The sequence below is a fragment of the Vibrio minamisatsumaniensis genome, from assembly GCF_050337445.1.
Lineage (GTDB): Bacteria > Pseudomonadota > Gammaproteobacteria > Enterobacterales > Vibrionaceae > Vibrio > Vibrio artabrorum.
The window spans coordinates 75,749-100,729 of the sequence record NZ_JAKJSY010000011.1; the positions used below are offsets into that span (position 1 = coordinate 75,749).

Sequence of the window (24,981 nt, forward strand, 5' to 3'; positions counted from 1 at the left end):
GTGAACCAATAAGTCAGTAAGCGGCCTTTTTGTTTGCTGATTTTAGAGGGCTTGCTCTTCAGTGATTGACTTTGTGAGTACAGCTAGACGAATTATTCTTCTGCGTAACCGTGCTTGCCTAATGCTTTACCGTCTAAGATAGCTTGCCCATTAACCATGGATAAACGCTCCTCTACGAACCACTTGCAGACCATAGGGTAAATGCAGTGCTCTTGGGTAAGCACTCGGCTTGCTAGCATATCAGCATCATCACCTTCAAATACCGGAACCTTAGCTTGTAAGATCACAGGGCCACCATCGAGTTCTTCGGTGACAAAATGGACGCTAGTTCCGTGCTCTTTATCTTGTGCATCAATAGCGCGCTGGTGGGTATCTAAACCTGGGTATTTGGGCAGCAGGGAAGGGTGGATATTGATCATTTTACCCGCGTAATGGCGAACAAATTCCGAACTTAGAATGCGCATGTAGCCCGCGAGTACGATTAAATCGGGTTGATAAGCATCAATTTTAGTCATCAACTCATGATCGAACTCTTCACGTGAACCAAAGTCTTTTGGATTGACTGAATGTGCGTCAACAGCGGCGGTTTTTGCTCGCTCTAATCCAAAAGCCTCAGCTTTATTTGAGAAGACAGCTTTGACTGACGCATGAATCATATTGCTATCGCAGGCATTCAAAATAGCCTGTAAGTTACTTCCGTTTCCTGAGACTAAAACGACGATGTTTTTCTTAGGTTGACTGTTATTCATAGAATGGCTGTTCTTCATAGGGTGGGTCATGCAATTGGTTTACAGGGGAATTTACAATGTACCTACATAAACTAAGGTTTTCTGCGGGCTAAATAGCAAAATGAGGACCATTAGGTCCTCATTGATTAACTCAGTAAGCGAACGCGTCACTTATTTGATTTCAACTTGCTCTTCGCCAGCTTCAGCGTTAGCAATTTCACCGATAACCCAAGCGTTTTCGCCTTCAGCTTTCAGCAGTTCAACCGCTGCGTCAGCTTGATCTTTCGGTAGCGCAACTACTAGGCCTACACCACAGTTGAAAGTGCGGTACATTTCAAATGTCTCCACGTTACCTTTCTCTTGTAGCCACTTAAAGATAGCAGGCCATTCCCAGCTCTTGCCATCAATGACTGCTTTAGTGCCTTCAGGAAGTACGCGTGGGATATTTTCCCAGAAACCACCACCGGTGATGTGCGAGATAGCATGAATGTCATGCTCTGCAATCATTTTAAGTGCCGATTTGATGTAAATCTTAGTGGGTTCTAGTAGGTGCTCACCGATAGTGCGACCTTCTAGTTCTTCACTCTTATCAGCACCAGAAACTTCTAGGACTTTACGAATTAAAGAGTAACCGTTTGAGTGTGGACCGCTTGAGCCAACAGCGATAAGGGCGTCGCCTGCTGCTACTTTAGTGCCGTCAATGATGTCCGCTTTTTCGACAACACCGACACAGAAGCCAGCTACATCGTAGTCGTCGCCTTCGTACATGCCTGGCATTTCAGCCGTTTCACCACCGATGAGTGCACAGCCAGCTTGAACACAGCCTTCAGCAATACCAGAAACAACGTCTGCTGCTGTATCGACATCTAGCTTACCTGTTGCGTAGTAGTCTAGGAAGAATAGCGGCTCACCACCTTGAACGATTAAGTCGTTCACACACATTGCCACTAGGTCGATACCAATGGTGTCGTGTTTTTTCAGATCCAAAGCAAGGCGAAGTTTAGTACCAACACCATCAGTACCTGAAACAAGTACCGGCTCTTTGTATTTCGTTGGAAGTTCACATAGGGCGCCAAAGCCACCAATACCGCCCATTACTTCAGGGCGACGAGTGCGTTTAACAGCACCTTTGATACGGTCAACTAGTGCATTACCTGCGTCGATATCAACACCAGCGTCTTTGTAGCTTAGAGAAGAAGTATTACCACTCACGGGATAGTCCTCGAACTTAAGTTGGATGTGAAAACGGCGCTATTCTAACAGGGCTTGATTACCAAGAGCAAACGTTTGCGCGGTTTTTTTTATTAGAATAAAGATTCTGAAATACCCCCACAGTTCGTGTATAATCTACAGGTTTGTTTAAATATTGCCGGAGTTGGAAATGAAAGTTGTTGAAGTGAAACACCCGCTAGTAAAACATAAAATTGGCCTGATGCGTGAAGGTGACATTAGCACTAAGCGTTTTCGTGAGCTAGCGACAGAAGTGGGTAGCCTTCTAACATACGAAGCGACATCAGACTTTGAAACTGAGCGTGTAACGATTAACGGTTGGAACGGTCCTGTAGAAGTTGACCAAATTAAAGGTAAAAAAGTAACGGTAGTACCAATCCTACGTGCTGGTCTAGGCATGATGGATGGCGTTCTTGAGCACATCCCAAGTGCACGTATCAGCGTTGTTGGTATCTACCGAGACGAAGAAACGCTGGAGCCGGTACCGTACTTCAATAAGCTTGCATCTAACATCGATGAGCGTATTGCTCTAGTGGTAGACCCAATGCTTGCAACAGGTGGTTCTATGATCGCGACGATCGACCTGTTGAAAGAGAAAGGTTGTAAGCACTTTAAGATTCTTGTGCTTGTTGCTGCTCCTGAAGGTATCGCTGCTCTAGAAAAAGCGCACCCAGATGTTGAGTTGTACACTGCTGCAATCGATGAGAAGCTAAACGACAAGGGCTACATTGTTCCTGGTCTTGGCGATGCTGGTGATAAGATCTTTGGTACTAAGTAATTCGGTTCGGTTTAAGTTAATTTAAAGAGTGATTTAAACTTAACTGGACCTGCTATCAATAAAAGGGAGAGCATTCGATGCTCTCCCTTTTTTGATCTTGTTTGATTATGATTCTTTTGAATCTAGCCTTACCGACTCATTAATCGATTTGAGCTTTGTCTACTACTGTGTTGTCGCCTAATTCTTTTGGAAGGACTAGGTTAAGTAGAATTGCCACGATACCACATAAGCTTACGCCTTGAAGGCTAAAGTCGCCGATGCCAAATGCCATGCCGCCAATACCGAAGACTAACGTAATGCCCACAATCACCAGGTTGCGTGATTTGTGTAGGTTAACGTTGTTCTGAATTAGGGTGTTCAGGCCTACCGTTGCGATAGAACCAAACAGAAGAATCATGATGCCGCCCATCACTGAAACTGGAATTGTTTGAAGCAGGGCTCCGAGTTTACCGACTAACGCAAGAACGATTGCCGTCACTGCTGCCCACGTCATGATCACCGGATTGAATGCTTTAGTCAGCATTACCGCGCCGGTTACTTCACTGTAGGTTGTGTTTGGTGGAGCGCCCAGCATCGAAGCCGCAATGGTTGCTACACCATCGCCAGTAATTGTGCGGTGTAGGCCCGGTTTTTTAAGGTAGTCTTTACCGGTTACGTTAGAGATAGCAAGCATGTCGCCAACGTGCTCAACGGCGGGAGCGATTGCAACAAACACCATGAAGAAAATCGCGTTGATGTTGAATTCTGGTGCGGTGAAGTTGGGCAGAGCTAACCAAGACGCTTGAGCCACTGGCGTGAAGTCGACCACGCCATAGAATAAGCTTGTCAGGTAACCGGCGACGATCCCACCGAAGATAGGCAGCAGTTTAAGGAAGCCTTTTGAGAACACACTGATGATAATGGTCACTATCAGTGAAATAGAAGAGATCCACAGTGCAGCGTCAGCATCGATAAGTTGAACGGCACCGTCCCCTGTTTTTCCCAATGCCATGTTAACTGCAACAGGGGCAAGGCCTAAACCGATCACCATGATCACAGGCCCAACCACCACGGGTGGAAGTAATTTATGGATGAAAGCAACACCGCGAACTTTGATCAATGCCCCCATCAAAACATACACAACACCGGATGCCATTAAACCGCCCATGGTTGCACCTACACCCCAAGTTTGAATACCAAACATAATAGGGGCGATAAATGCAAAAGAAGAGGCTAAGAAGATTGGCACAGAGCGGCGTGTAATAAGTTGGAATAAAAGAGTACCGATACCTGCGCCAAAGAGTGCTACGTTGGGATCGAGCCCGGTTAGCAGTGGCACTAATACAAGCGCACCAAAAGCAACAAACAGCATTTGTGCACCTTGCAAAGCATTTTTCATGTTATGTCCTTAACAATGATCGTGATATGAAAAGTAAAATTCGCGAGATTCTATCATTTGGCAATCGATTGCCACACCAAGTAGATCAAATTTATTTGTCTTAATGATGTTTACCGCCATCATGATTAGAAAAGTCCACGTTAAATAAGCGGACGATTTATGATCGTTAGTGGGTAATTTATGGTTATTAAACTCTGTGAGTTCTAACAACCTTGCCCCTCAATCCATAGTTGCTTATCATCAAGGCACACGATTTGAATATTAGGATCAGTATGCGCTTTATAGCATTGTTGTTAATGGCACTATCAGCCTCTCCGAGTTATGCATTGACTAAAGTCGATATTTTTGGTGCTGAGGTAGTGATTAACGCTGAAGACAAACAGCCAGAACAAGTGGCAAGAATGACGGGTATGGAGCAGGTATTAATACGTGCGACTGGCCAAACCGATGTCGCTTCGAATGAGACGATTAAAAAGGCGATGCGTAATAGTGCGCAGTATCTGTCTCAAATGAGTTTTGGTGAAAGCCATGCTCAAGAAACGCTGCGTATGCGTTTTAATGGTGCTCAAATCCGATCTTTATTGACTCAAGCTCAGTTACCGTATTGGCCTGATACTCGCTCGAACATTCTTGTTTGGCTCGTAGAAGAAGGCCATTACGACAAGAATATTGTTTGGGAACACTCTAAATCACAACTGGCCTCAGGTTTACAAGCGTACGCAAAGGAGCGAGGTTTACCACTGACGCTTCCTATTGGCGATTTTGACGATATTACGGGTATTGCGACTTCTGATTTATGGGGCAGCTTTATCACACCGATCAGTAAAGCGAGTCTGCGTTACCCTGTTGATGCCGTGTTGGTGATAAAGGCTCAACCTTCAGGTTTACGTTGGGCTCTATATGATCAAAAGCCGAGTCAATTGACGAGCACTCCAACATCGCCAGTGAGTGGTTCTTTGTCGGGTAACAGCGCAACGACGTCTAAGAAGTTAGTCGACCAAATCAGTAACTACTACTCAGCTAAAAGTGCTGTGACGGTAGCGAGTGAGTCATCAGAATCGATTTTGACCCAGTTTATTAGCCTGAATAATGCTCAGGATTTCTTCCAATTGGAGAACGCACTTAAGCGTCTAAACTCGGTGGCAAGCCTCGATATTCTGAAGATTCAAAACAACGAAGTGACTTTCCGAATCCACTTATTGTCGACTCAACAAGAGTTTGAGCAGGAAGTTGCAAGAATTCGTCAGCTCGCCAAGGTTGAAGAGCCTTACATTGAACCTGAAGTGAGTCCTGAATTTGAATCGCAAGACAACACTATGTCTGTCGGTGATGCTCCCGAGTCGGCTGTTGCCGTGAAAGCGGAAGAGGGTGTAAGTGATTCAAGCGTGCAAGTGATTAAGAGCAATGAGGTATCAACGGATACTGATCTCACAAACACGCCTGACACAACGTTAGCGGAATCTAGCTCGGAAGATTTAACCACCACAGCGCCAATGGATGCTAAGCCAAGTCTCGTATACGAATGGGTTCGCTAGTACTGCTCTGTTTGATATGACATCATGAAAAAGCCCTGCTAGAGCAATCTTGCAGGGCTTTTTGTTACCATCTCAGAACAATAACATCCAATCAATTATTATTGCTCGAACTTAGCTTTTTCTTTCTTTTCTACTTCAGAAAGGCGCTTCAGTTTAATCCCTAACTCTTTGGCTCTAAAGCGAGTAAATAAAATGTTGCCCACGAAGCCTAGAGTCGTCAGAAGCAGTTCTACTGCCGCTAATAGGCGCTCTCCACCGTCGACATATAAGAGAGTGAATGCGTGTAGGAAGTAGAGCATCAAGACGAAATTCGCCCAAGCGTGGGTATAAGGTTTACCTGCTAAAATGCCCGGTAATGGCAGTAACAGCGGGATAGCCCAAGCAATCGCCAGCGTGACATTACTGAGATGAGGGTGCGGTGAAAGCGTCATCTGCCAAGCCACCACCCAGAATAGAAGCGACAAGTTGCCCGCTAAAGCAAGGTAGCGAAAGAGTTTGGTTTTGGGAGACATCGCCGTTTCTGGCATATACATCATTGAGAAATTCCCTTCTGATTTATTGCGATGCGCGCTAGGCGTTTACCTAGATTTTGCGCCAACTCAATCTCTTCTTTGCTAAGCGAAGCGCTTTCTCCAGTACTGCTTGCACCATAAGGCGTACCACCGGTTTGCGTGGTGTGCAGTGCGGGTTCTGAGTAGGGGATGCCCACGACTAACATGCCGTGATGAAGCAGGGGCAACATCATGCTTTGCTGTGTCGTCTCTTGACCACCATGCAGTGATGAAGAAGAGGTAAAGACACACGCTGGTTTATCGATGAGATCGCCATTGATCCACATTGATGTCGTGCTATCCCAAAAGTGCTTCATTGGCCCGGCCATGTTGCCAAACCAAACCGGACTGCCTAGCGCCAAACCATCACAAGATCGAAGCTCTTGTAACGAGGCAATAGGATCGGTGGGTTGATAGCGCGAATCAGGCTGCTCCTCTACTGTGTACACGTCGTTCACCGTTCTTAGCATGGCTTCACAGTTCGGGATAGACTCTACCCCTCGTGCAATCTGCCTCGCTAGAGCTTGTGTGTTGCCGTGGCGGCTGTAGTAAAGGACAAGAATGTTAATGCTCATCTTGGGCTACAGAATCTCTAGAACTTGCTCTGGTGGACGACCAATCTTTGCTTTGTTGTTCGCGACAACAACAGGGCGCTCAAACAGTTTTGGATTGGTTGCCATCGCGGCGAAAAGATCTTCATCAGTAACCGAAGCATCACCAAGGTTTGCTTGTTTGTAATCCGCTTCTTTGGTACGCATCATCTCGCGAACACTTTCAAACCCCAGTTGAGTGAAAAGTACCTTCAGTTGCTCGACAGTTAAAGGCGTATCAAGGTATTTGATAACCTCTGGCTGGACGCCCTTTGTTTCAAGCAGTTCGAGAGTTTGACGGCTTTTTGAGCAGCGTGGGTTATGATAAATCACGACAGACATGGTTCTTCCTCATTATTATTTTTTATTTAATTGTTTCGCTAAAGTCATCTAAGTGACTTCTGGGTTTGTTGAATGTTGAGCTTTCTTTTTGTTCTGATAACGAGTCGCAACCAATACACTCACTGGAGTGATAAGAAGCGTTCGCGTTGAATCATTAACTGATCAATTCGAGCGTCGTAGCGCGCTTGTTTTAGGCTGCCGAGCTCAGCGATTTGGCTGGCTTGCGTGTAATATTGAATCGCTTTGTTCCACTGGGCTTGCAGTGCCAAAATTTCTGCGCGAGCAGCCAAGTCTTCGTCGCTATGACCAAGGCTCGTATTTACTTTTGAAAGCAGGTGCCAGCCATTGGTATCGTTCGGGTTATCGTGCGTGTAACGTTGCAATACGCGAACGGCTTCTTGCAGATCTTCATTTTCAATCAATGCATTGGCGTAGTTAATCGTCAAAACTGGGTTGTTTGGTTGACGAGCCAGTGCCGATTTCAGTTCTTTAATCGCTGTTTCTGGTTTTTTCTGTGCAATGTGCAGATCGGAAATCGCATCTAAATAAAACACGTTGGTTGGATCGCTATTGATGAGCTTAGTAAGAATAGGCTCGGCTTTATCTAATTTTTTAGAATCGAGATAAACCAATGCTTGGCCGTACTCTAATGATGGCACCAGGGCTTTTGGTGCTTTTTTCAGTTTGCGCTTGAACCAATCAAGAGCCGCGTCGTTATTGATACCGGCGTAGCGAGCGACAACACGCGCTCTCGCTAAGTGATAATCCAATGACGGAGCCAGCTTCAGTGGTGGGTAGCTACGAGCTCGAGCGCGAGAATCGGTAATTCGGTCTTCTGGTAATGGGTGAGTCAATAGCATCGGTGGTGGCGTGCTGGCATAGCGATATTCATCGGCTAAACGACCAAAGAAGCGCGGCATTGCATTCACATCAAACCCTGCTCGTGCGAGTGTGCTGATACCAAAGCGGTCGGCTTCTTTTTCATTACTGCGGGTGTAGTTGATCTGGCTCTGCATGGTACCTGCAGTTGTTGCTGTTAATGCAGCAATACCCGCTTCAGGTGCGGCTATCGCCAATAATATTGAAGCCGCAAGTGCAGCGATGGTTGCTGGAGAGCGCCTCGCTTGATCTTCCATACTTCGAGCTAGGTGACGCTGGGTTACGTGTGCGATTTCGTGGGCTAATACTGAAGCCAGTTCACTTTCCGATTGTGCATGCAGAAACAATCCTGAGTGCAAAGCAACATAACCACCAAAGAACGCGAAAGCGTTAATGTTGCGATCACGGATCATAAAGAATTGAAAGGGGGTTTTTACATCATTTGCGTTCGCAACAAGGCGATGACCGAGTGTGTCGATGTATTGGTTTAAAACCGGGTCGTTGACGATCGGCTGACTGTTTCTGATGATGCGCATATAGGCATCACCATAGATAAGTTCTTGGTCAATAGAGAGTGTGCCTGCAGCCGCTGTCCCGATATCCGGTAGTTCCAAACCATTGGTGGTGGCCAAGATTGGGGGGCTTAATGTAGTAGCAATACATATGCAAGCAATTGATCGAGCGCGTTTAAACATATTAGTCAGTAATACTCCATGTCATCTGACAGTAAGACAAGTGCAATGCCAATTGGTTCTTTCTCTGATTTAACCTTTGTTAAGTGCGTGCACTATCATTAAGGAAGAGTAATGAATGATGGCGCGTTTTCAAAAACAGATTACAATACGACTCTTATAATAAGCATCGAGCTACAGAATGACACCAAATATTCTCGATTTACGCCAAGAGCGCTGCCCAATGGCGTTATTATTAGCCAAGCGTCACAGTGTAAAGTTAGAAATCGGACAATCATTGTCAATTTATGTCTCTGATAACAGTTCTATGAAAGATATTGTACATTTTTTGTCTAAGCAAGCTTACGTCGTCATCACGGAAGCTTGTTCCAGTTACCACCACCTTATCGTTACTAAAAAGGAATTGCAGTCAGATGTTTGAAATGGTCAATCGTTGGTATAAACGACGTTTTTCTGATCCACATGCAGTCAGTTTGGTTGCCATCATTCTCTTCGGCTTTATTACTATTTACTTCTTTGGCCATCTCATTGCGCCATTATTAGTGGCTATTGTACTGGCTTACTTGCTTGAATGGCCTGTCACTCAACTTCAAAGACTCGGTGTTCCAAGAACGCCATCGGTGATGTTGGTGATCATGATGTTCTTTAGCTTGATGTTGCTTGCGCTGTTTGGTTTAGTGCCAACCATTTGGGATCAAGTCGGCAACCTTATCAATGATATTCCAAGCATGTATGGTGGTTTACAGAAGTTTATTGCGACAATCCCTGAACGTTTCCCAGAGCTAGCAAACTTACAGATTGTTGAGTCGATAGTGTCTAATGCAAAAAACAAAGCTCTCGGTTTTGGTGAAAGTGTCGTGAAGGGCTCTTTTGCCTCTCTTGTGAGTTTGGCGACACTGGCCGTTTACCTGATTCTTGTACCGCTTTTGATCTTCTTCTTATTAAAAGACAAAGAAGAGATGATCAGTATGGCGAGCGGTGTGCTACCGAAGAACCGCCGTTTAGCGACCAAGGTTTGGCTTGAGATGAACCAACAAATCACGAACTACATTCGTGGTAAAGTGTTAGAAATTATCATCGTCGGTGGTGTCAGCTACGTAACGTTCGCCATTTTGGATTTACGTTACTCAGTACTGCTGGCTGTCGCGGTTGGTTTCTCGGTTCTGATCCCGTATATCGGTGCGGCTGCGGTGACGGTACCTGTCGCCATTGTCGGTCTGTTCCAATGGGGGCTTGAACCTCATTTCTATTGGCTTTTGGTATCATACGGTATCATTCAAGCCCTAGATGGCAACGTGTTAGTCCCAGTTCTGTTCTCTGAAGCGGTGAATTTGCACCCAGTAGCCATTATTGTTGCGGTATTGGTGTTTGGTGGGTTGTGGGGATTCTGGGGGGTGTTCTTTGCTATCCCGTTGGCAACGCTAGTGAAGGCGGTTTGGAATGCTTTGCCGAGTCACGCGTTAGAGGATGACCCCGAGCATTAACAGCAATTGAATCAGCATTAAAAAGGCCGAATATCCATGATATTCGGCCTTTTTGCTCTTAGCTTAATGAGTGTTGCTATTGCCTTAGAGAGTGGTGAACCTAAGTCATTAACTCACACAATTAGCCCTTAAGCTTCTTGATTGAAGTAATCGAGTACTACTTCGTGGTGCGTCTTAGTCTTGAACTTATTGAAGACGTGTTCAATTTGACCTTCTTCATCAATCAGGAAGCTGATACGGTGTAGGCCATCGTATACCTTACCCATGAATTTTTTCTCCCCCCAAACGCCAAACTGTTCAGCAACGCAGTGGTCTTCATCAGATAGTAGTGTGAAGTTCAGAGCCTTCTTCTCAATGAAGTTTGGTAGGCGTTTTACTGGGTCAACACTGACACCGAGTACGACTACGTTCAGGTCATCAAGCTGCGCTTTGATATCACGCAGGCCTTCTGCTTGCACGATACAACCTGGGGTCATCGCTTTTGGGTAAAAGTAGCAAAGTACTTTTTTACCTTTGAAGTCACCAAGAGATACGATATTGCCATCTTGATCTGGAAGAGAAAAAGCAGGAGCTGGAACACCAGCCATTAGCGTATTCATGACATTTCCTTTTTAAAGACTGTTTTTGATAAAGTTGAGCGAGCCATGGACTGACAGGCTCTGACACAGCAAATTAAACTCTTCTTGTAGCTGCATCAAATTACATTCGGATTGTACAGAAGCGGTAATAGCAATATGAAATTGGTCGTTATCAAGTTGAACCTTAGACTTATTGATCGTTTGTGCGCTAAGCGAATCGAGGCCGATGTCTCGGTCTGCGAAGAACTGGGTGAACTTTTCGGTAAGCCCAAGCTTGTCATCTGACTCAACGAAAACCTCTAACGTGTAGGAGTTCTGATGAACATCATGAGGTGAGGTTCGCTTCATAATGGTAATCAAGTCGTGTTCTTGGCCAAGTAAGGGTAAGGTGGTTTCAACGCGGGTAATGTTGTTTGCCTTGCCAGAGAGTAGCATGATCAGTGTAAATTCTTCGCCAAATAGAGCGATACGGCTATCCATAATGTTGCAGCCGGATTGAGTGACTAAATGAACCACTTGGTTGCATACGCCTGGGCGATCGGTGCCCACAGCTGTGATGACTAGATGTTGAGTCATAAAACCGCGTCTCTTTATATTCCATTGATCTGTGCATGGTAGCACAGTTAGCCAGAGGAATAAGCGTCTGAGCAGGGCTTTTTATAAGACACTAGCCTCTAACGTACAACAAATGATAGGAATAGCGAGAGGGTTAAAAGTGAGACCGTGGGATGAGGCAACAGCTTACTTAGTATTGACATCCTGAGAGGTTGCATCCGTTAAACTGAGCGTAGGTTACCCAAATTTAGTGTAGAACACCGTTCTGAGTTGTTTTACCTCAAACATACGACAATATTTAATACTGATGTTGCCGGTAAGCCGCTTTAATGTCTTGTGTTTATTGATTGGCTTACAGTAACATGCAAAAAGAATAAATTAAGGGAGATAGACATGTTTTCAGGAAGTATTGTTGCGCTAGTTACGCCATTTAACTCAGATGGTGAAGTGGACTTCGACAGCCTTAAAAAGTTAGTTGATCACCATGTTGCTGCAGGTAGCGATGGTCTGGTTGCGGTTGGCACAACGGGTGAGTCTTCAACACTCACGATTGAAGAGCATGTCAAAGTGGTCAATAAGGTCGTTGAATTTGCCGATGGTCGTATCCCTGTTATTGCAGGTACCGGCGCGAATGCAACTCACGAGTCAGTGCTGTTCAGCCGTTTATTAAATGGTTCTGGTATTGCCGGTTGCCTGAGTGTGACGCCTTACTACAACAAGCCGACTCAGGAAGGACTGTATCAGCACTACAAAGCGATTGCTGAAGTGAGTGATGTACCACAAATTTTGTATAATGTGCCGGGCCGTACCTCTGTTGACTTGTTACCTGAAACGGTTGCTCGCCTTGCTCAAATTGAAAATATCGTTGCACTCAAAGATGCGACGGGTGATCTCGACAGAATTGCAATTCACCGTGAACTTTGTGGCAAAGATTTTATCTTACTCAGTGGTGATGACTTAACTGGCTTAGAGTTTGTTAAGCGTGGTGGCGATGGTGTGATTTCTGTCACCAATAATGTTGCAGCCGCTGATATGGCAACCATGTTCAAACTCGCAAAAGAAGGTAAGTTCGAAGAAGCTGAAGCGATCAATGAACGTTTGAAGCCGCTACACAAGAACTTATTCGTGGAGTCTAATCCTATTCCCGTAAAATGGGCGGTTCATAAAATGGGACTGATTGCGGAAGGTGGCTTACGTCTACCGCTGACTGAACTGTCAGAATCCGCTCAGCCTGTTGTTGCTCAAGCAATGACAGAAGCGTGCATTTACTAAAACGTATGAAGTAATGCCGAAGCGAACCTTCGGCATTTAGGAGCATAAATGAAGTATTCTCACCAGCTAGTGATTGGGTCACTGGCTGTTTTCGTTCTTACTGCATGTTCTGGCAGCCCGACTCAACGTCGCCAAGCCAAAGATGATTTCGAATACTTAGAAACACCTGAGTTTTCACAATGGCAATTGCCCGAAGAGGCCCAACCTCAGTTTTACCCTAACTTTGACGTTCCAAGTGGTGAGTTTAGCGGTGGCATCGGTCGTGAAGTGGATATTCGCCCTCCTCAACAGGTTCTTGAACTGATCCCTGGGGCTCGTGCTGAGCGTCAAAATGGTGAAGTGACCTTGTGGCTTCTTCGTGCTGAAGAAGCTGATCGCGTGTGGCAAACGGCTGTAGACATGTTAGCTCAGCGTGGTATTGGCATTCGTACGCAATCAGAAAACGAGATTGAGACCGATTGGGTGACTTGGGTTCCTGAAGATGAAGAAGTAGAGATTGGCAGCCGCTACTCTATCTCTCGTTTCCAAGCAAACAACCGTTATGGTTTTAAAATTAACCTGATTGATTGGCGCGAAGGTTCAGACGAAAAACCCGTTTCGGCAACCAATAAAGAACGTTATAACGCGTTCCTAACCAACCTAGTGATGGCGAAGTACGATGAAAACCTTCGTGCTGAAGCGACATTAAAAGCACAAGAGTTGGTGAAACGCATTCCAATATCAATGGGTGCAGACCGCAGTGGCTTCCCGGTGATCATTGCTCGCACACCATACAATATGTTGTGGCAGCGTTTACCGACTTTGCTACCAAAGATGGGCTTTGAGATCGAAGAGCGCAATCAATCCCAAGGTACGGTGAAAGCTAAGTACGCGGCACCAGACGATGAGTTTTGGGAAGATATTGGTTTACAACCTATTGATTTAGCCTCAGGTACTTACACCTTCTTGTTTGGTGATCTTGGCAATCGCACGTCAATTAACGTCACGAATGCAGCGGGTAAGCCAGTGGAAGAAGCGTTGCTTAAGTCCATGGTTCCTATCTTGGCGCACATTGCAGACCAAACGAAAGATGTCAAAGAAGCGGAAGCTGAGTAATAACGTTGAATCAGTTTCAGAGCCGAGTGATATCAGTGCGGTGTTTATCTGAAAACGAATAAAAAAAGAGGACACATCGTGTCCTCTTTTTTATTCATGGCTTATTCAGTGATTAAGTTTGGGGCAAACGGACAAAACTAAACGTTTTTATTGTCCGTAGAGTCATCTTCTTGAGCCTTCTCTTGGTTGAGTTTAGCTAAGCGATTGAGCTTGTCTAAGTCTTTCTTGGCTTTGCTGCGACCAGTCAGATCCATATTTGCGGTCTGTTTGAGAGCGGCAATGTTGCCCACGACAACACTAACAACGATGATGATGATAACCCAAGGGTTAAAAAGCCACTCTAACATAAGTGCTCCTACTGACTGATATTGGCGACGAAACGCGTATAGATTTCATCTAGTCGCTCCATGATTACCTTATATCCTAATATTGGCTTAGATTGGAGTTGCTTGCCAAGTAAAGTCGGAGATAACTGTGATAAGCATGACTGAGAGACCTTACGGTGGCTAATATGCCAGGGTTCCACTGCCACACCACCAAGGTCTTGGCTGTAAGGAAAGAAAAAACCAAACTGATCGGCATGGGTGGCAAGCCATTGGTAAAACGCTTGCTGGTGACCGGTTAGGTATTCCCATGGTTCCAATTGCAGTTGTGTGCCTTCAGGTAATTGGTTACGAGCAAAAACATCAAAGTCGCACCCCCAATGATGACGACTCGCTCCAGGAAGGGCTGACCATCTCAAGATGGCCGACAACTTCTGATGCTCACTGAGAGTGGAAGCATCAAGAGGCTGGCTTTCTGAATCTAATATTGGAACTTTACCAGAAAACTTACGGTTCCAAATCAGAGTTTGCCTTTCATAGTCGCGAAAACCACTGGCAATCTCCATTTTAAAACCAGCGAGTTGAGCAGCTTCAATCAAATGCTTTAAATCCTCTCTGACCTCACTGTGAACCATAAATGTCTTAGTGCCAATGAGGGTCGGCTTCAAGTGAGAATCTGATTGTCCGGTAAGCTGCTCTGGTGTCATAGCGAGTCTCTCAGTTATTGGTCGTTATGTGTCGCTTAGGTAGCAAACTATTTAGCGAATAAGTTTTTAAGTGTTTTTTCGTACATGTCAGTTAGCTTCTCTAGGTCAGCGACTTTCACGCACTCGTTAACTTTATGAATGGTCGCATTCACGGGGCCGAGTTCGACGACTTGCCCTTTCATGCGTGCAATAAAGCGTCCGTCAGATGTACCGCCGGTAGTCAGTAGCGCTGGTTTAACATCATTAACATCACCTACAGCATCAACAATCGCATCAAGTAGCGATCCTGCGTCGGTTAAGAATGGGTCGCCATTGAATGTCCATTTTAGGTCATACTCGAAATCGTATTTGTCGAGTATTGTTGTGATGCGTTCAACGATGATGTCGTTATTTAACTCTGTGCTAAAACGCAGGTTAAATTGCACATTAAATTCACCAGGAATCACGTTTGACGCACCAGTGCCAGCACTCACATTGGGGATCTGGAAGCTGGTAGGCGGGAAGTAATCATTGCCTTTATCCCACTCCGTGGTTGCCAGTTCGTGGATCGCAAGCAGAGAGCTGTGCACCGGGTTATTCGCTAGGTGAGGGTAAGCAACATGACCTTGCGTGCCTTTAATTGTGAGATCGCCGGTGATAGAACCACGACGACCGTTCTTCACAATATCCCCCACAAACTCAGTGCTTGATGGTTCACCTACTATGCACATATCGATGTTCTCACCACGGGCCATCAGCGCTTCAACCACACGTACAGTGCCGTTGATGAAGGGGCCTTCTTCATCCGATGTGATAAGGAAACCGATTGAGCCTGTATGGTCTGGGTGTTTGGCAATGAATTGTTCTACCGCAATAATCATTGAAGCCAGAGAGCCTTTCATATCCGCAGCCCCACGGCCATATAGGAAACCGTCGACGATGGTCGGCTCAAATGGCTTGGTGTGCCACTGCTCTAATGGGCCAGCAGGCACAACATCAGTGTGACCGGCAAAAGCAAACAGAGGCGCTTCAGTCCCACGGCGAGCCCAAAAGTTCGTTGTATCTTCAAATACCATCACTTCGATCTCAAAGCCGAGTGCTTTTAAGCGTTCAATCATTAATTCTTGGCAGCCAGCATCTTCAGGTGTTACTGATTGACGGCTAATGAGGTCTTTTGCGAGAGCCAAAGTTGGGCTATCTGTCATCCTTGAATTCCTTGTTTAAATAAAACATCTAGTCATTAATTTCTAGGGCGTTGAATCGGCGTTCAACGTCCGAGTGTTTTTAGGTAAATACCGTGCTCTAAGCAAAAATAGCGGCGTACTGGTCAGCTTTAAAACCAATGTGAAGTGTGCCATCTACTTTTAATATCGGGCGCTTAATCATTGCTGGTTGTTCAACGAGCAGAGCCACCGCTTTTTCTTCCGTTAACGTCTCTTTTTGTTCTTGAGAAAGCTGACGATACGTTGTTCCACGTTTGTTGAGCACAAGCTCCCAACCAAGCTCTGAACAGAAGGTCGTGACCAACGCTTCAGTAATGCCTTGTTTGCGATAATCGTGAAATTCGAATTCAATACCTTCAGCTTCGAGCCATTTCTTTGCTTTTTTTATGGTGTCGCAATTTGCAGGGGTTCCGTACATAATAATAGTCATTCGGGTACATCCATTTAGTGGAGTAAAAATATGAAGACAGCTTACAGTTACATTCGTTTTAGCTCAAGCCGACAAGCAGATGGCGATTCCATTAGAAGGCAGACAGAGCTTGCTAGAGCTTATGCAGATAAGTATGAACTTGATTTGCAAGATGTATCTATTAGCGATTTTGGTGTGAGTGCCTTTAGAGGCGCAAATGCAACAGAAGGTGAACTAGGTGAGTTTTTGCGCCTTGTTGATAATGGTGACATTGCTTCTGATTGTTACTTGCTGGTTGAATCATTAGACCGTTTATCTCGAGATAAAGTTAGAAAAGCATTGCGACTTTTCTTATCGATTATTGATAGAGGGATTACGGTTGTAACGCTATCGGATAATAGGGTCTACTCCCCTGATAGTGATAACGATATGGAATTGCTCATGTCGATTTTGATTATGAGCCGAGCGAACAACGAGTCGGAAATGAAATCTCAACGAACCTCTGCGGCTTGGAGCAAAGCTCGCCTTGATGCTTTGAATGGAACAAAAGCCAAGAACTCAAGATTACCTGATTGGTTGAGCTGGAATGAGGATAAAACGGACTTTGTCATTAACCAATCTGCAAAGGTGACAATTCAGCGTGTGTTTGAGTTGTCTGCTGGTGGTTCTGGTATAGAAATTATTGCAAGGACGTTGAATGCGGAAGGTTGTCGGACATTAAAAAACAATAAGGAGTGGCGTTCTAGCGGTGTATCAAAACTACTAAGAAACAGAGCAGTTATTGGTGAGTTCCAATTTTATCAAAAGAATTCGCAAGGTAAGAGAGTGCCAATTGGTGAACCGATAGCAAGTTACTATCCTACAATTGTGTCCAAGCCGCTTTTTCTAGCTGTCCAACAAGGTATGGACTTGCGTAATAAGCGTGGCTCAGGTAATCGAGTGGGGCAATTTACCAACTTATTTACTGGTTTAATCCGTTGCGGTGAATGTGGTGCTGCCGTGGTAACGAGCAGCCAGACTTCAAAAACGCCTCAAGGCTACCTAAAATGCACGATGAGATGTGAATCTAAAGCTCGGATGAACTACAAGTACACCGAACCACAAGTGTTGAGTGCCTTGAGTTCTCTACAATCGGTTATCGAGAAGTACCGCTCACCAATCAATGATGAAACGGCTTCGTTAGAGCTTGATATTCGAGCGTTGAGTGACAAAATTTCCAGTTTAGAGTCATTGTTAGACAACGCTTTCACACCTCGAATTGCTGAAAGGTTACAGGAAGCTGAGTTACAGCTTGCTGATGCCAAGGTTCTATTGAGTGCAGAGCAGCGACGAGTTTCAACTCAACAAAGCCGAGAGCAGATAGTTTTAGGGCTTGAGCCCCTAGAGTCGATTGATGACCGTAGAGCCTTCAACTCAAAACTACGTACAGTGATTGATAGAATTGAAATGATTGAGCATCCACATAAAAAGGGTTCAGCGTTGGTTTATTTTATCAGTGACAGGCCAGTTATGGAGCAGCATTTCACCAAACTTAAAGGTGCTCATGGCACTGGTTCAGAGGTCTATGAGTTACATGTTGATGATGTGCCAACTTATTTAGGTAGAACAACCAGTAAAAAGCCACTTGAGTTTATCGTTGTTGAAACTGAAGATATTCTTTCATTCATGCCAGTACAGTAGAACTAAGTGAGATTTGAAGTCGTAGGTTTCATCCTATACTCTAGAAAATGCTCTCAGTTACACCATATACTGAGCATACCTTTATTACTGGATGTAGGCAGCGAAACGTTCGCTTAGATACACAAAATGCGATAACCGGTCATACGCAATCAGATATCGGGAGTCGATATGGTGCCTATCCGCTGCCAATGATGAACGAGGTAATTCAGGCGATCCCTCGGTGTTTTTGAATCACATACAATGCTTGAGCAACTAGCCAAGATAGGCTAGCCATGACGCTAGCAATGCTGGCGACCATGCCTGCAATGCGTGATACATTGGGCGCTAGTTGTTCTAGCGCCACTTCTAGCCAAGCGAGTAATCTCATATTATGCAGCCTGATACTGGTGTTCTTCCTCTAACTCTGGTTTGAATAGACTCATCACCCACTTCCAGCCTTGCTTAACGCGCGCCACCAAAAAATTCTTAAGAGCGATAGCTTTCTCTAACACCGCTTGAATGGCTAACTGTGCAAACATCCACGCTAGTTCAAGGTTCTCTTTGACAAAGTGTTTACCAGCATTCACAAGGCCAGTTGCTTTCCCCCAAAGTGCTTTCAATGAAGTAATGATGCCTTGGCTTTTTACGGTTGCAAGAAGGGCAATCAAAGCCGTGTTATTTGTGGCAAAGAATGCGACTACAGCGATAGCTAAAGCTGAGCCGGTTAATGCTGCTTTTTTCGCGTTGGTGGTAAAGAACTGAGACACTTTGCCCCAAACGTTCTTAGCAGCGGCGACAAGTCGCATGGTGAATGATGGTTTGATTTCTTTATTCATGGTTTTATTCTCTTGATTGGTGGTTTGTTGGATGATTTTTTGAATCTCTTTGATGAACTTGATTGCGCACTTAGGCGTACTACCTGCTCGCTCAATAGCTTCGTTGAGCAGATAGACAAATTGCTCAGGTTCAGCTTCTAGGAGTGCTTGTAGCTCTTTGCCTGTGTGCTCTGGGTGGTAGCGGTGAATAAAGTCAATGACTCGCTTGATGTGGATGGGTTTCATGTTTTAACTCTTTGGCGACGGCGGCAATGGTCGTTCGACTTGCGCCTGTAATGGCTTGAATGGCGGTATAGGTGTGTGATGTTTCTAATAGCTTCTTAATGGAGCTCCAGAGAACTTCATTGCGTTTTCGACCTTGGTATTTCGCTGGCTCCTCTTCTTTCGCTTTTGCAATTCCCTCTAGTGTCCTTTTTCTCCTTAGGTCGTAGTCTTTTCGAGCAGTTGCAGCAAGAATATCAAGCAGCATTCCGTTAACAGCTTTGAGAACAGCTTGAATGAAGTCATCGCTATTATCTTGTTGTTTGAGAGCAACATGGCTGGTGGGGAGGTCTAAAGCCACAACGCTGACACCTTTGGACTCGATAAGATTTTTGAGTTGTTGCCAATCGCTGCTTTTCAGGCGGCTGATTCTGTCTACTGACTCGATTAAGATAATGTCGCCTTGCTGTGCGTCTTCAAGCAGTCGATTTAATTCTGGACGGCTTAGTGATGTTCCTGTGAACTTTTCAAAGTAGTAGGCAGCGATGAGTTGATCGTGCTGCTGGGCGAACTCTTCTATTTGGTTTTTAGCGCGCATGACGTCTTGACCGACGGTGCTGACACGCAAGTAAGCACGGATAAATCCCATAGGCGATATCCTTCGGTAAAGTTAGGGTTTAATTACTGTACTGGTAAGTTTTGGGTGGGGTTTGAGGGCTAAACTTTACCGATGCTAGCGGTTCGGTAGAGGTATACCCAAAGTTGACTAAAGTGATAGGCGAAAAGCTAATCTTCCCATCATATTTCTTATACCAATATCGGGAAGGAAAATTGACCCATAACATCAACCTAGTTAAAAAACAAGCTCAATCTTGCTAGGTAGAGTTGAACTATTTGTATGTGCTGTAAGTTCTTAATATGCGCCCCAGTCATTCAATACCGAATGATGTTAATTGATAAGGTGCGACTTATGATGAATACAGACACAGTAACTAACTCGATGATTTTTGCTTCACTACATGGGCAATTTGACTCTATGAGTTTGACGGATATTGAAAGATATGAGGATTGTGCGAGCTTTGTAGTGAATGGACATCAAGGTTTTATGATGCTGAGTGCAAGAGGTGAAATTTCACTTGTTCGTGGTGAGGAGGGTATTTTTGTTTTCAACTCCAGTGACCAATTCTGGTCTAGAACTCCGGATTACCCGACACATGATGTAAGTATCTCGCCGAAGCAATGTCTTGAAGAGTTTCATTCAAGGCTAGCTTTTATGAATTCACGGGTTGACGATTGGTGCTCAAACGATTGTATCAAGCATGTTGAGTTGCTTCAGATTTGCGCTATGGATGATGGGGGTTACCTGCCATTACCTGATAAAGAACAAATTGAGGGTTTAATCGAGAATTTAGTAGGGAGTGAGTTGTGGTTTAAACATGGGCGGTTTGTTGTTGACGGCAAAGCAGAGTTTGATTTCTCGGGGAGCTTTATCCGAGGAGAGTTTGGAGGGTATCAATTCGCTATAACTCAGAAGTTTGATGGAAACCACCTTAAGTTCGATGTCCACTTTCTGAATTTGTGATGTTTCTTTATTAGTGTGATGTTCAAATATGTGCCAGCACCATAGCTGGCACATGATGAAGCGACTCGAAGACTATATACTTCCACCAACTCCTTTAAACTTCTCAACAAAGGCGACGATTTTTTGAAAAACGCTTTGCTTCTTAGTTTTGTATTGCGGGTTTAAAGGGCTCATCTTAGGTAAAGTCGCGTTGAGCTCGGTACCGTTCTCACTTGCATACTCACGCTTTAGCGATGCTGCAATATAGCGCTTGGCGGCATCTTCATTCAGCTTTTCACTGTTGATTAGATCTTCAGCTTCACGTTTCAGTTCTGCCTGCGCAAACTTAAAGAAAGCGTCGATAATGCTGGCTTTGTCACCAATATCATCCAAGTTGGTTTGGTTGATAAAATCGACAATCAAGCTTTCTTTTGCACGGTTGCCAAGGCTGGCTCGAATTAAGCGACGGACTTCTTCGATCAACTCAGCTTTGCCTTTACGCTTCTTGTTGTGTTCGAAAATCAGCCCGAGGATGTAATCAAGGTTAATCTCTTGTGACTTAAGCAAATCAACCTCAAATACTACGTCATCCCAATCAATGGTCGACTTGTCTTTATCTTTGCTGTCTTTTTGTCGACGTAGCCAATCACGTGTATCGTTGTAGGTCGAGCGATAGTCTTGAATTATGCGTTCTGATGGAACGTCGAACGATTGCATTGAGGCAATATCATCGTCATTGACATAGTATTTCTCCTTGAATGCTTCAACCGCTTCAGCATCTTCCATATCGACACTTTGTAGCGCTTTAAGTGAGGCAAACTCATCGTAGTTTTGCAAGACATTCTCGATACGAAGATATTCACCAAAAAGTTTCGCAAAGGCTTTTTTATCTTTCTCGGTTTCAATCACAGATGGATCAGGGAAGCGTTCCTTTAGCTCCATAACAACCTGATTGTAGCCACGACGAGCCTCTCCGGTTACGATATCTTTGAAGCCATCCATATACTCTTGGTAACTCTTTTCAAGCACAATATTTCTGATGTTCTCATTGCCTTCAGAATCACCAAAGAGTTTTATTGTGTCGATAGTTGGTTGTTCTAAATCACGGAAGGTAACAATGTTGCCAAAGGTTTTAGTCGCATCAAAGATACGATTAGTACGTGAATAAGCTTGCATCAAACCGTGGTAACGGAGGTTCTTATCTACAAACAGGGTGTTAAGAGTTGGAGCATCGAAGCCAGTCAAGAACATACCCACGACAATCAAGAGATCGATTTCTTGGTTTTTAACTCGTTGAGCTAGGTCACGGTAGTAGTTTTGGAAGCCTTTGCTATCCACGCCAAAATTAGTTCTAAAGCTAGCGTTATAGTCGCCAATCGCAGCACTTAAAAATTCCTTCGCACTGCTGTTCATCGCTGTTACATCAAAGCCTTCATCTTCAATATCACCAATCGCGTCTTGCTCTTCGTTAGCAGAAAAAGAGAATATAGTGGCGACTTTCAGAGGATTGCTTAAACCATTATTGCTTTGTAGTTTGTTGAAGCTCTCGTAATAAGCTTTAGCGGCATCAACACTACTAACAGCAAACATGGCATTGAAGCCTTTACCGCCAGCTTGTAGGCGATGCGTTTTCTGACGGTAGTTATTGAGGATATACTGCGAAATTTCACGGATACGAGCTGGATGCAAAAAGGCTTTCCTCTTGTCCAGAGCGGTAAGCTTCTTCTCATCAGTTTCAGTTTCAATGTCCTTAAACTGTGGGCGAACATCGTTATAGTCAACTTTGAATTTAAGTACTTTCTCGTCACGGATGGCATCGGTGATAACGTAGGAGTGTAACTGACGACCAAACACGCTAGCGGTTGTCTCGGCTCCTAAAGCGTTCTCAGGAAAGATTGGTGTGCCTGTAAAGCCAAACTGATAATACTTTTTAAACTTCTTCTTAATGTTTTTTTGTGCTTCACCAAACTGGCTACGGTGACATTCATCAAAAATAAAGACTACCTGTTTGCTGTAGATAGATAGACTACCTTCCGCTTTTATGAGGTTATTTAGTTTCTGGATTGTTGTAACGATGATTTTGTTGTCGTCTTTGTCCAAGTTACGCTTTAACCCAGCGGTGCTGTCAGAGCCATTTACACTATCTGGTGAGAAGCGTTGATACTCTTTCATTGTTTGGTAGTCGAGATCTTTGCGGTCAACAACGAAAAACACCTTGTCGATATAATCTAACTCAGTGGTTAAACGTGCTGCTTTGAAGCTAGTTAGCGTTTTACCGCTACCCGTTGTATGCCAAATATAGCCGCCGCTTTCTGTCTTGCTCCAATCTTTGTTTTGGTAAGCACCATTAATCTTCCACAAAATACGCTCTGTAGCCGCTATCTGATATGGACGCATCACTAACAGCGTATCGCTGACATCAAACACACTGTAGTGCAACAACACGTCCAACAGCGTGTTCTTTTGGAAGAAGGTAGCCGTGAAGTCTTTGAGATCTTTGATTAACGTGTTGTCAGATTTCGCCCAGTTCATGGTGAAATCAAAGCTATTTTTATTACGTTTAGTTGTGTTGGCAAAATAGCGAGTATCAGTGCCGTTGGAAATAACAAAAAGCTGTAAATATTTAAACAGTGAGTTGTCGGCGTTAAAGCTCTCTTTACTATATCGATGCACTTGGTTAAACGCTTCTCGAATAGCAACACCACGCTTTTTAAGCTCAATTTGGACTAATGGCAAACCATTAACCAAAATTGTGACGTCGTAGCGGTTGGCAGTGCTGCCTGTTTGTTCAAACTGTTTTATCACTTGTACTTTATTACGAGCGATATTTTGTTTATCCACGAGGTAGATGTTTTCAATATGCCCATCATCAAACACAAAATCGAAGATATAGTCGTCATGGAATTTACGAGTTTTGTCGATAATATTATCGCTTGGGTTATCTAGGTATTGCTCGACAAATCGTCGCCATTCGCTATCTAGAAAGTTGACATTATTGAGAGCTTCTAGCTGCTGTCGTACATTTGCTAGCATTTTTTCAGGATTATTGAGCTCAGCGACGTACTCGTAACCTTGACTTTGTAGGTCGGCAACCAGCTCTCGCTCAAGATCGGCTTCACTCTGGTAGCTTTCTTTGATTTGCCACTCTTTGGAGTATTTGTCTAGGATGATAAAACTCTTTGATTCAGCGATGGTTCTGTAATCAGCCATTTTGAGCTTCCTGTTGCCAGTAACTGTAGTTTTCTACCAAATGAGTCAGGAGAAATTTAACAATTTGCTTTTCTTCTGGTCTTAGATTCGTAGCACGCATGTTTGCAAGTGAATCATGACTCGAAAATTGGATGATTCTGTTTAAATACGAAGCTCTGTTCTGCTCGGTATCGCCAGGTAAGAGTTTCGACCACTTAGGGTAGCCTAAAAAGCTTGCCGTTTTTTCATAGAGGTTACGTATCAAGACAAAATGCTGCCTTTCAACAGTGCCATTTTCGATTGCTAACTCTAACTGTCTTTTTAGGTCAAGGTGATAGAAGAAGCTTGTATTTGAGTCACCGTTTTTCTCTACTAAAGAAACGGTTTTGTCCTCAGATGCTTCCAATAAAAAACAGGATTTAGAGTTCACCTCATTGTGAAGGAAGTTATAAAAAGTAGTATCATGAGTTGAAATTATAAACTTTACCGACGAAGTACTTTTTTTAATTAGAGCTGCCAAATCGACAGCAAGCTGCATCAGGTGGTTTTCATCAAGAGAGCTTACAGGATCATCAATATAAATGTATTTAATCTGATTAAACTGGTCAGTTTCTCGGTCTTCAACATTTCTGACATTAAGTACATCAATTACTTGTTCAAGAAGACTGTAAAACACACTCCAAACAAAGTTGCTTTCTTCACCTTTAGATATCTTAATATTACTCTCGGGTTCTGCGTTTCCTCGCTCAAATGAAAACTTCACTTCCGAGAATGCAGGCACAGTTACTTCCTCACCAGCTGGGTTAGAATACGTGTATTCCTCATTAAAATGAGGCGTAAGCTTTGAGTTGGTGTAACGTTGAAAATGTGAAATAACGTTGCGGTCTTGACCTTGTTCTTTAAATACCCAGTTGGTGAAAGCGTTTGGATGAATTTTTAGGATTCGTGTCTCATCATTTGCCAAATCATTATCCCAATAAAAAAGATCCTCTGTGAATGCGTTGTAATAGAGGATGTTTTTTTGAGCTAGCTCTGACGTATCCTCATCGGCTGACTGGGCATCAGGTTGAGGCGCTAACAACTCTTTGAATGCTCGTGATAAACGAGTTTTACCACTTCCATTAAAAGCGTAAATGAGCTGTGTTTTTTTATTATTGTCGCGAAGTATCTTCGCAGCTTCTTTGAGAGAGTCACTCATTTTAAGATT

General features: G+C 44.2%; 26 protein-coding genes. 8 read left to right on the forward strand and 18 right to left on the reverse strand.

Annotated elements, in window-relative coordinates; translation table 11 throughout:
* Positions 1–92: 92 nt before the first annotated feature.
* Both purN and purM read right to left on the reverse strand, forming a co-directional pair.
* A complete protein-coding gene (gene purN / locus L4B77_RS02570) occupies positions 93–779 on the reverse strand; it encodes a phosphoribosylglycinamide formyltransferase (RefSeq protein ID WP_429748296.1) in 687 nt (228 codons plus the stop codon).
* 120 nt (positions 780–899) lie between these two features.
* Positions 900–1,940 (reverse strand): phosphoribosylformylglycinamidine cyclo-ligase, encoded by a 1,041-nt coding sequence (purM, locus tag L4B77_RS02575; RefSeq protein ID WP_261837856.1) that lies wholly within the window; start codon positions 1,938–1,940, stop codon positions 900–902.
* A gap of 169 nt (positions 1,941–2,109) precedes the next feature.
* Here purM and upp point away from each other — a divergent pair, with 169 nt between their 5' ends.
* On the forward strand, positions 2,110–2,736 hold the full coding sequence (upp, locus tag L4B77_RS02580) for a uracil phosphoribosyltransferase (RefSeq protein ID WP_261837855.1): 627 nt from the start codon (positions 2,110–2,112) through the stop codon (positions 2,734–2,736).
* A 139-nt stretch (positions 2,737–2,875) separates the two neighbouring features.
* On the opposite strand, the gene L4B77_RS02585 is transcribed toward upp, so the two are convergent.
* Positions 2,876–4,114, reverse strand: a complete 1,239-nt coding sequence (locus tag L4B77_RS02585; RefSeq protein ID WP_429748297.1) for a uracil-xanthine permease family protein — start codon at positions 4,112–4,114, stop codon at positions 2,876–2,878.
* 272 nt (positions 4,115–4,386) lie between these two features.
* On the opposite strand from L4B77_RS02585, the gene L4B77_RS02590 reads away from it, so the two are divergent.
* A complete protein-coding gene (locus tag L4B77_RS02590; protein ID WP_429748298.1) occupies positions 4,387–5,649 on the forward strand; it encodes a DUF8605 domain-containing protein in 1,263 nt (420 codons plus the stop codon).
* A 98-nt stretch (positions 5,650–5,747) separates the two neighbouring features.
* On the opposite strand, the gene L4B77_RS02595 is transcribed toward L4B77_RS02590, so the two are convergent.
* The 4 genes from L4B77_RS02595 to bepA all read right to left on the reverse strand — a co-directional run bounded on the left by L4B77_RS02595 (position 5,748) and on the right by bepA (position 8,706).
* Positions 5,748–6,185, reverse strand: a complete 438-nt coding sequence (locus tag L4B77_RS02595; protein WP_261837852.1) for a DUF2069 domain-containing protein — start codon at positions 6,183–6,185, stop codon at positions 5,748–5,750.
* Positions 6,182–6,775, reverse strand: a complete 594-nt coding sequence (wrbA, locus tag L4B77_RS02600) for an NAD(P)H:quinone oxidoreductase (RefSeq protein WP_017066556.1) — start codon at positions 6,773–6,775, stop codon at positions 6,182–6,184. The genes L4B77_RS02595 and wrbA overlap by 4 nt, the downstream gene beginning before the upstream one ends.
* A 6-nt stretch (positions 6,776–6,781) precedes the next feature.
* Positions 6,782–7,132 (reverse strand): arsenate reductase (glutaredoxin), encoded by a 351-nt coding sequence (gene arsC / locus L4B77_RS02605; RefSeq protein ID WP_429748299.1) that lies wholly within the window; start codon positions 7,130–7,132, stop codon positions 6,782–6,784.
* Positions 7,133–7,251: 119 nt separating this feature from the next.
* Positions 7,252–8,706 carry a beta-barrel assembly-enhancing protease gene (bepA, locus tag L4B77_RS02610; protein WP_429748300.1) on the reverse strand — a complete coding sequence of 485 codons (1,455 nt, stop codon included), beginning with the start codon at positions 8,704–8,706 and terminating at the stop codon, positions 7,252–7,254.
* Between the two features lie 178 nt (positions 8,707–8,884).
* Here bepA and L4B77_RS02615 point away from each other — a divergent pair, with 178 nt between their 5' ends.
* Positions 8,885–9,124, forward strand: coding sequence for a sulfurtransferase TusA family protein (locus L4B77_RS02615; protein ID WP_261837848.1), 240 nt, complete (start codon positions 8,885–8,887; stop codon positions 9,122–9,124).
* The gene (locus L4B77_RS02620) at positions 9,117–10,187 is read left to right on the forward strand and encodes an AI-2E family transporter (protein WP_261837847.1); all 1,071 of its coding nucleotides are present in this window, start codon (positions 9,117–9,119) and stop codon (positions 10,185–10,187) included. Before L4B77_RS02615 ends, L4B77_RS02620 begins: the two co-directional genes overlap by 8 nt.
* A 128-nt stretch (positions 10,188–10,315) precedes the next feature.
* Here L4B77_RS02620 and bcp read toward each other — a convergent pair whose 3' ends face one another.
* Together bcp and L4B77_RS02630 are read right to left on the reverse strand one after the other, a co-directional pair.
* Positions 10,316–10,786 (reverse strand): thioredoxin-dependent thiol peroxidase, encoded by a 471-nt coding sequence (gene bcp, locus L4B77_RS02625; protein ID WP_429748301.1) that lies wholly within the window; start codon positions 10,784–10,786, stop codon positions 10,316–10,318.
* Between the two features lie 12 nt (positions 10,787–10,798).
* Positions 10,799–11,341 carry a glycine cleavage system transcriptional repressor gene (locus tag L4B77_RS02630; protein WP_429748302.1) on the reverse strand — a complete coding sequence of 181 codons (543 nt, stop codon included), beginning with the start codon at positions 11,339–11,341 and terminating at the stop codon, positions 10,799–10,801.
* A 372-nt stretch (positions 11,342–11,713) separates the two neighbouring features.
* Between L4B77_RS02630 and dapA the strand changes: the two genes are divergently transcribed.
* Together dapA and bamC are read left to right on the forward strand one after the other, a co-directional pair.
* A complete protein-coding gene (dapA, locus tag L4B77_RS02635; RefSeq protein WP_261837844.1) occupies positions 11,714–12,592 on the forward strand; it encodes a 4-hydroxy-tetrahydrodipicolinate synthase in 879 nt (292 codons plus the stop codon).
* 48 nt (positions 12,593–12,640) lie between these two features.
* Positions 12,641–13,687, forward strand: coding sequence for an outer membrane protein assembly factor BamC (gene bamC / locus L4B77_RS02640; protein ID WP_261837843.1), 1,047 nt, complete (start codon positions 12,641–12,643; stop codon positions 13,685–13,687).
* 137 nt (positions 13,688–13,824) lie between these two features.
* Here bamC and L4B77_RS02645 read toward each other — a convergent pair whose 3' ends face one another.
* The 4 genes from L4B77_RS02645 to L4B77_RS02660 all read right to left on the reverse strand — a co-directional run bounded on the left by L4B77_RS02645 (position 13,825) and on the right by L4B77_RS02660 (position 16,349).
* The gene (locus tag L4B77_RS02645) at positions 13,825–14,034 is read right to left on the reverse strand and encodes a DUF2897 family protein (protein ID WP_261837842.1); all 210 of its coding nucleotides are present in this window, start codon (positions 14,032–14,034) and stop codon (positions 13,825–13,827) included.
* Between the two features lie 8 nt (positions 14,035–14,042).
* Complete coding sequence (locus L4B77_RS02650) at positions 14,043–14,717, reverse strand: M15 family metallopeptidase (RefSeq protein ID WP_429748303.1); 675 nt, start codon at positions 14,715–14,717, stop codon at positions 14,043–14,045.
* Between the two features lie 47 nt (positions 14,718–14,764).
* Complete coding sequence (dapE, locus tag L4B77_RS02655) at positions 14,765–15,901, reverse strand: succinyl-diaminopimelate desuccinylase (RefSeq protein WP_261837840.1); 1,137 nt, start codon at positions 15,899–15,901, stop codon at positions 14,765–14,767.
* Between the two features lie 97 nt (positions 15,902–15,998).
* On the reverse strand, positions 15,999–16,349 hold the full coding sequence (locus L4B77_RS02660; RefSeq protein ID WP_429748304.1) for an ArsC family reductase: 351 nt from the start codon (positions 16,347–16,349) through the stop codon (positions 15,999–16,001).
* 30 nt (positions 16,350–16,379) lie between these two features.
* On the opposite strand from L4B77_RS02660, the gene L4B77_RS02665 reads away from it, so the two are divergent.
* A complete protein-coding gene (locus L4B77_RS02665) occupies positions 16,380–18,008 on the forward strand; it encodes a recombinase family protein (protein WP_429748305.1) in 1,629 nt (542 codons plus the stop codon).
* A gap of 205 nt (positions 18,009–18,213) precedes the next feature.
* Here the strand turns inward: L4B77_RS02665 and L4B77_RS02670 are convergent, their stop codons facing one another.
* From L4B77_RS02670 to L4B77_RS02680, 3 genes are read right to left on the reverse strand one after another with little or no spacing between them, the layout of a single operon-like run.
* Positions 18,214–18,375: a hypothetical protein gene (locus tag L4B77_RS02670; RefSeq protein WP_429748306.1), complete on the reverse strand. Its 162-nt coding sequence runs from the start codon at positions 18,373–18,375 to the stop codon at positions 18,214–18,216.
* 1 nt (position 18,376) lies between these two features.
* On the reverse strand, positions 18,377–19,048 hold the full coding sequence (locus L4B77_RS02675) for a hypothetical protein (protein ID WP_429748307.1): 672 nt from the start codon (positions 19,046–19,048) through the stop codon (positions 18,377–18,379).
* Positions 19,017–19,673, reverse strand: a complete 657-nt coding sequence (locus L4B77_RS02680) for a recombinase family protein (protein WP_429748308.1) — start codon at positions 19,671–19,673, stop codon at positions 19,017–19,019. Before L4B77_RS02680 ends, L4B77_RS02675 begins: the two co-directional genes overlap by 32 nt.
* Positions 19,674–19,994: 321 nt before the next feature.
* On the opposite strand from L4B77_RS02680, the gene L4B77_RS02685 reads away from it, so the two are divergent.
* Entirely contained in the window at positions 19,995–20,606 is a 612-nt protein-coding gene (locus L4B77_RS02685; protein ID WP_429748309.1) for a hypothetical protein, read from the forward strand.
* A gap of 72 nt (positions 20,607–20,678) precedes the next feature.
* Here the strand turns inward: L4B77_RS02685 and L4B77_RS02690 are convergent, their stop codons facing one another.
* Both L4B77_RS02690 and L4B77_RS02695 read right to left on the reverse strand, forming a co-directional pair.
* Entirely contained in the window at positions 20,679–23,795 is a 3,117-nt protein-coding gene (locus tag L4B77_RS02690) for a type I restriction endonuclease subunit R (protein ID WP_429748310.1), read from the reverse strand.
* Positions 23,788–24,972: an AAA family ATPase gene (locus tag L4B77_RS02695; protein ID WP_429748311.1), complete on the reverse strand. Its 1,185-nt coding sequence runs from the start codon at positions 24,970–24,972 to the stop codon at positions 23,788–23,790. Before L4B77_RS02695 ends, L4B77_RS02690 begins: the two co-directional genes overlap by 8 nt.
* Positions 24,973–24,981: the final 9 nt, after the last annotated feature.

Bases quoted from the DNA above. Each gene is read 5' to 3' on its own strand.
- dapA (WP_261837844.1), top strand. From the start codon at position 11,714: ATGTTTTCAGGAAGTATTGTTGCGCTAGTTACGCCATTTAACTCAGAT.
- bepA (WP_429748300.1), bottom strand. From the start codon at position 8,706: ATGTTTAAACGCGCTCGATCAATTGCTTGCATATGTATTGCTACTACA.
- L4B77_RS02615 (WP_261837848.1), top strand. From the start codon at position 8,885: ATGACACCAAATATTCTCGATTTACGCCAAGAGCGCTGCCCAATGGCG.
- arsC (WP_429748299.1), bottom strand. From the start codon at position 7,132: ATGTCTGTCGTGATTTATCATAACCCACGCTGCTCAAAAAGCCGTCAA.
- L4B77_RS02630 (WP_429748302.1), bottom strand. From the start codon at position 11,341: ATGACTCAACATCTAGTCATCACAGCTGTGGGCACCGATCGCCCAGGC.
- L4B77_RS02585 (WP_429748297.1), bottom strand. From the start codon at position 4,114: ATGAAAAATGCTTTGCAAGGTGCACAAATGCTGTTTGTTGCTTTTGGT.
- L4B77_RS02660 (WP_429748304.1), bottom strand. From the start codon at position 16,349: ATGACTATTATTATGTACGGAACCCCTGCAAATTGCGACACCATAAAA.
- L4B77_RS02650 (WP_429748303.1), bottom strand. From the start codon at position 14,717: ATGACACCAGAGCAGCTTACCGGACAATCAGATTCTCACTTGAAGCCG.
- L4B77_RS02620 (WP_261837847.1), top strand. From the start codon at position 9,117: ATGTTTGAAATGGTCAATCGTTGGTATAAACGACGTTTTTCTGATCCA.
- L4B77_RS02595 (WP_261837852.1), bottom strand. From the start codon at position 6,185: ATGATGTATATGCCAGAAACGGCGATGTCTCCCAAAACCAAACTCTTT.
- L4B77_RS02675 (WP_429748307.1), bottom strand. From the start codon at position 19,048: ATGAAACCCATCCACATCAAGCGAGTCATTGACTTTATTCACCGCTAC.
- L4B77_RS02670 (WP_429748306.1), bottom strand. From the start codon at position 18,375: ATGAGATTACTCGCTTGGCTAGAAGTGGCGCTAGAACAACTAGCGCCC.
- bcp (WP_429748301.1), bottom strand. From the start codon at position 10,786: ATGAATACGCTAATGGCTGGTGTTCCAGCTCCTGCTTTTTCTCTTCCA.
- L4B77_RS02590 (WP_429748298.1), top strand. From the start codon at position 4,387: ATGCGCTTTATAGCATTGTTGTTAATGGCACTATCAGCCTCTCCGAGT.
- purN (WP_429748296.1), bottom strand. From the start codon at position 779: ATGACCCACCCTATGAAGAACAGCCATTCTATGAATAACAGTCAACCT.
- L4B77_RS02695 (WP_429748311.1), bottom strand. From the start codon at position 24,972: ATGAGTGACTCTCTCAAAGAAGCTGCGAAGATACTTCGCGACAATAAT.
- L4B77_RS02690 (WP_429748310.1), bottom strand. From the start codon at position 23,795: ATGGCTGATTACAGAACCATCGCTGAATCAAAGAGTTTTATCATCCTA.
- L4B77_RS02685 (WP_429748309.1), top strand. From the start codon at position 19,995: ATGATGAATACAGACACAGTAACTAACTCGATGATTTTTGCTTCACTA.
- L4B77_RS02645 (WP_261837842.1), bottom strand. From the start codon at position 14,034: ATGTTAGAGTGGCTTTTTAACCCTTGGGTTATCATCATCATCGTTGTT.
- L4B77_RS02680 (WP_429748308.1), bottom strand. From the start codon at position 19,673: ATGGGATTTATCCGTGCTTACTTGCGTGTCAGCACCGTCGGTCAAGAC.
- upp (WP_261837855.1), top strand. From the start codon at position 2,110: ATGAAAGTTGTTGAAGTGAAACACCCGCTAGTAAAACATAAAATTGGC.
- L4B77_RS02665 (WP_429748305.1), top strand. From the start codon at position 16,380: ATGAAGACAGCTTACAGTTACATTCGTTTTAGCTCAAGCCGACAAGCA.
- dapE (WP_261837840.1), bottom strand. From the start codon at position 15,901: ATGACAGATAGCCCAACTTTGGCTCTCGCAAAAGACCTCATTAGCCGT.
- bamC (WP_261837843.1), top strand. From the start codon at position 12,641: ATGAAGTATTCTCACCAGCTAGTGATTGGGTCACTGGCTGTTTTCGTT.
- wrbA (WP_017066556.1), bottom strand. From the start codon at position 6,775: ATGAGCATTAACATTCTTGTCCTTTACTACAGCCGCCACGGCAACACA.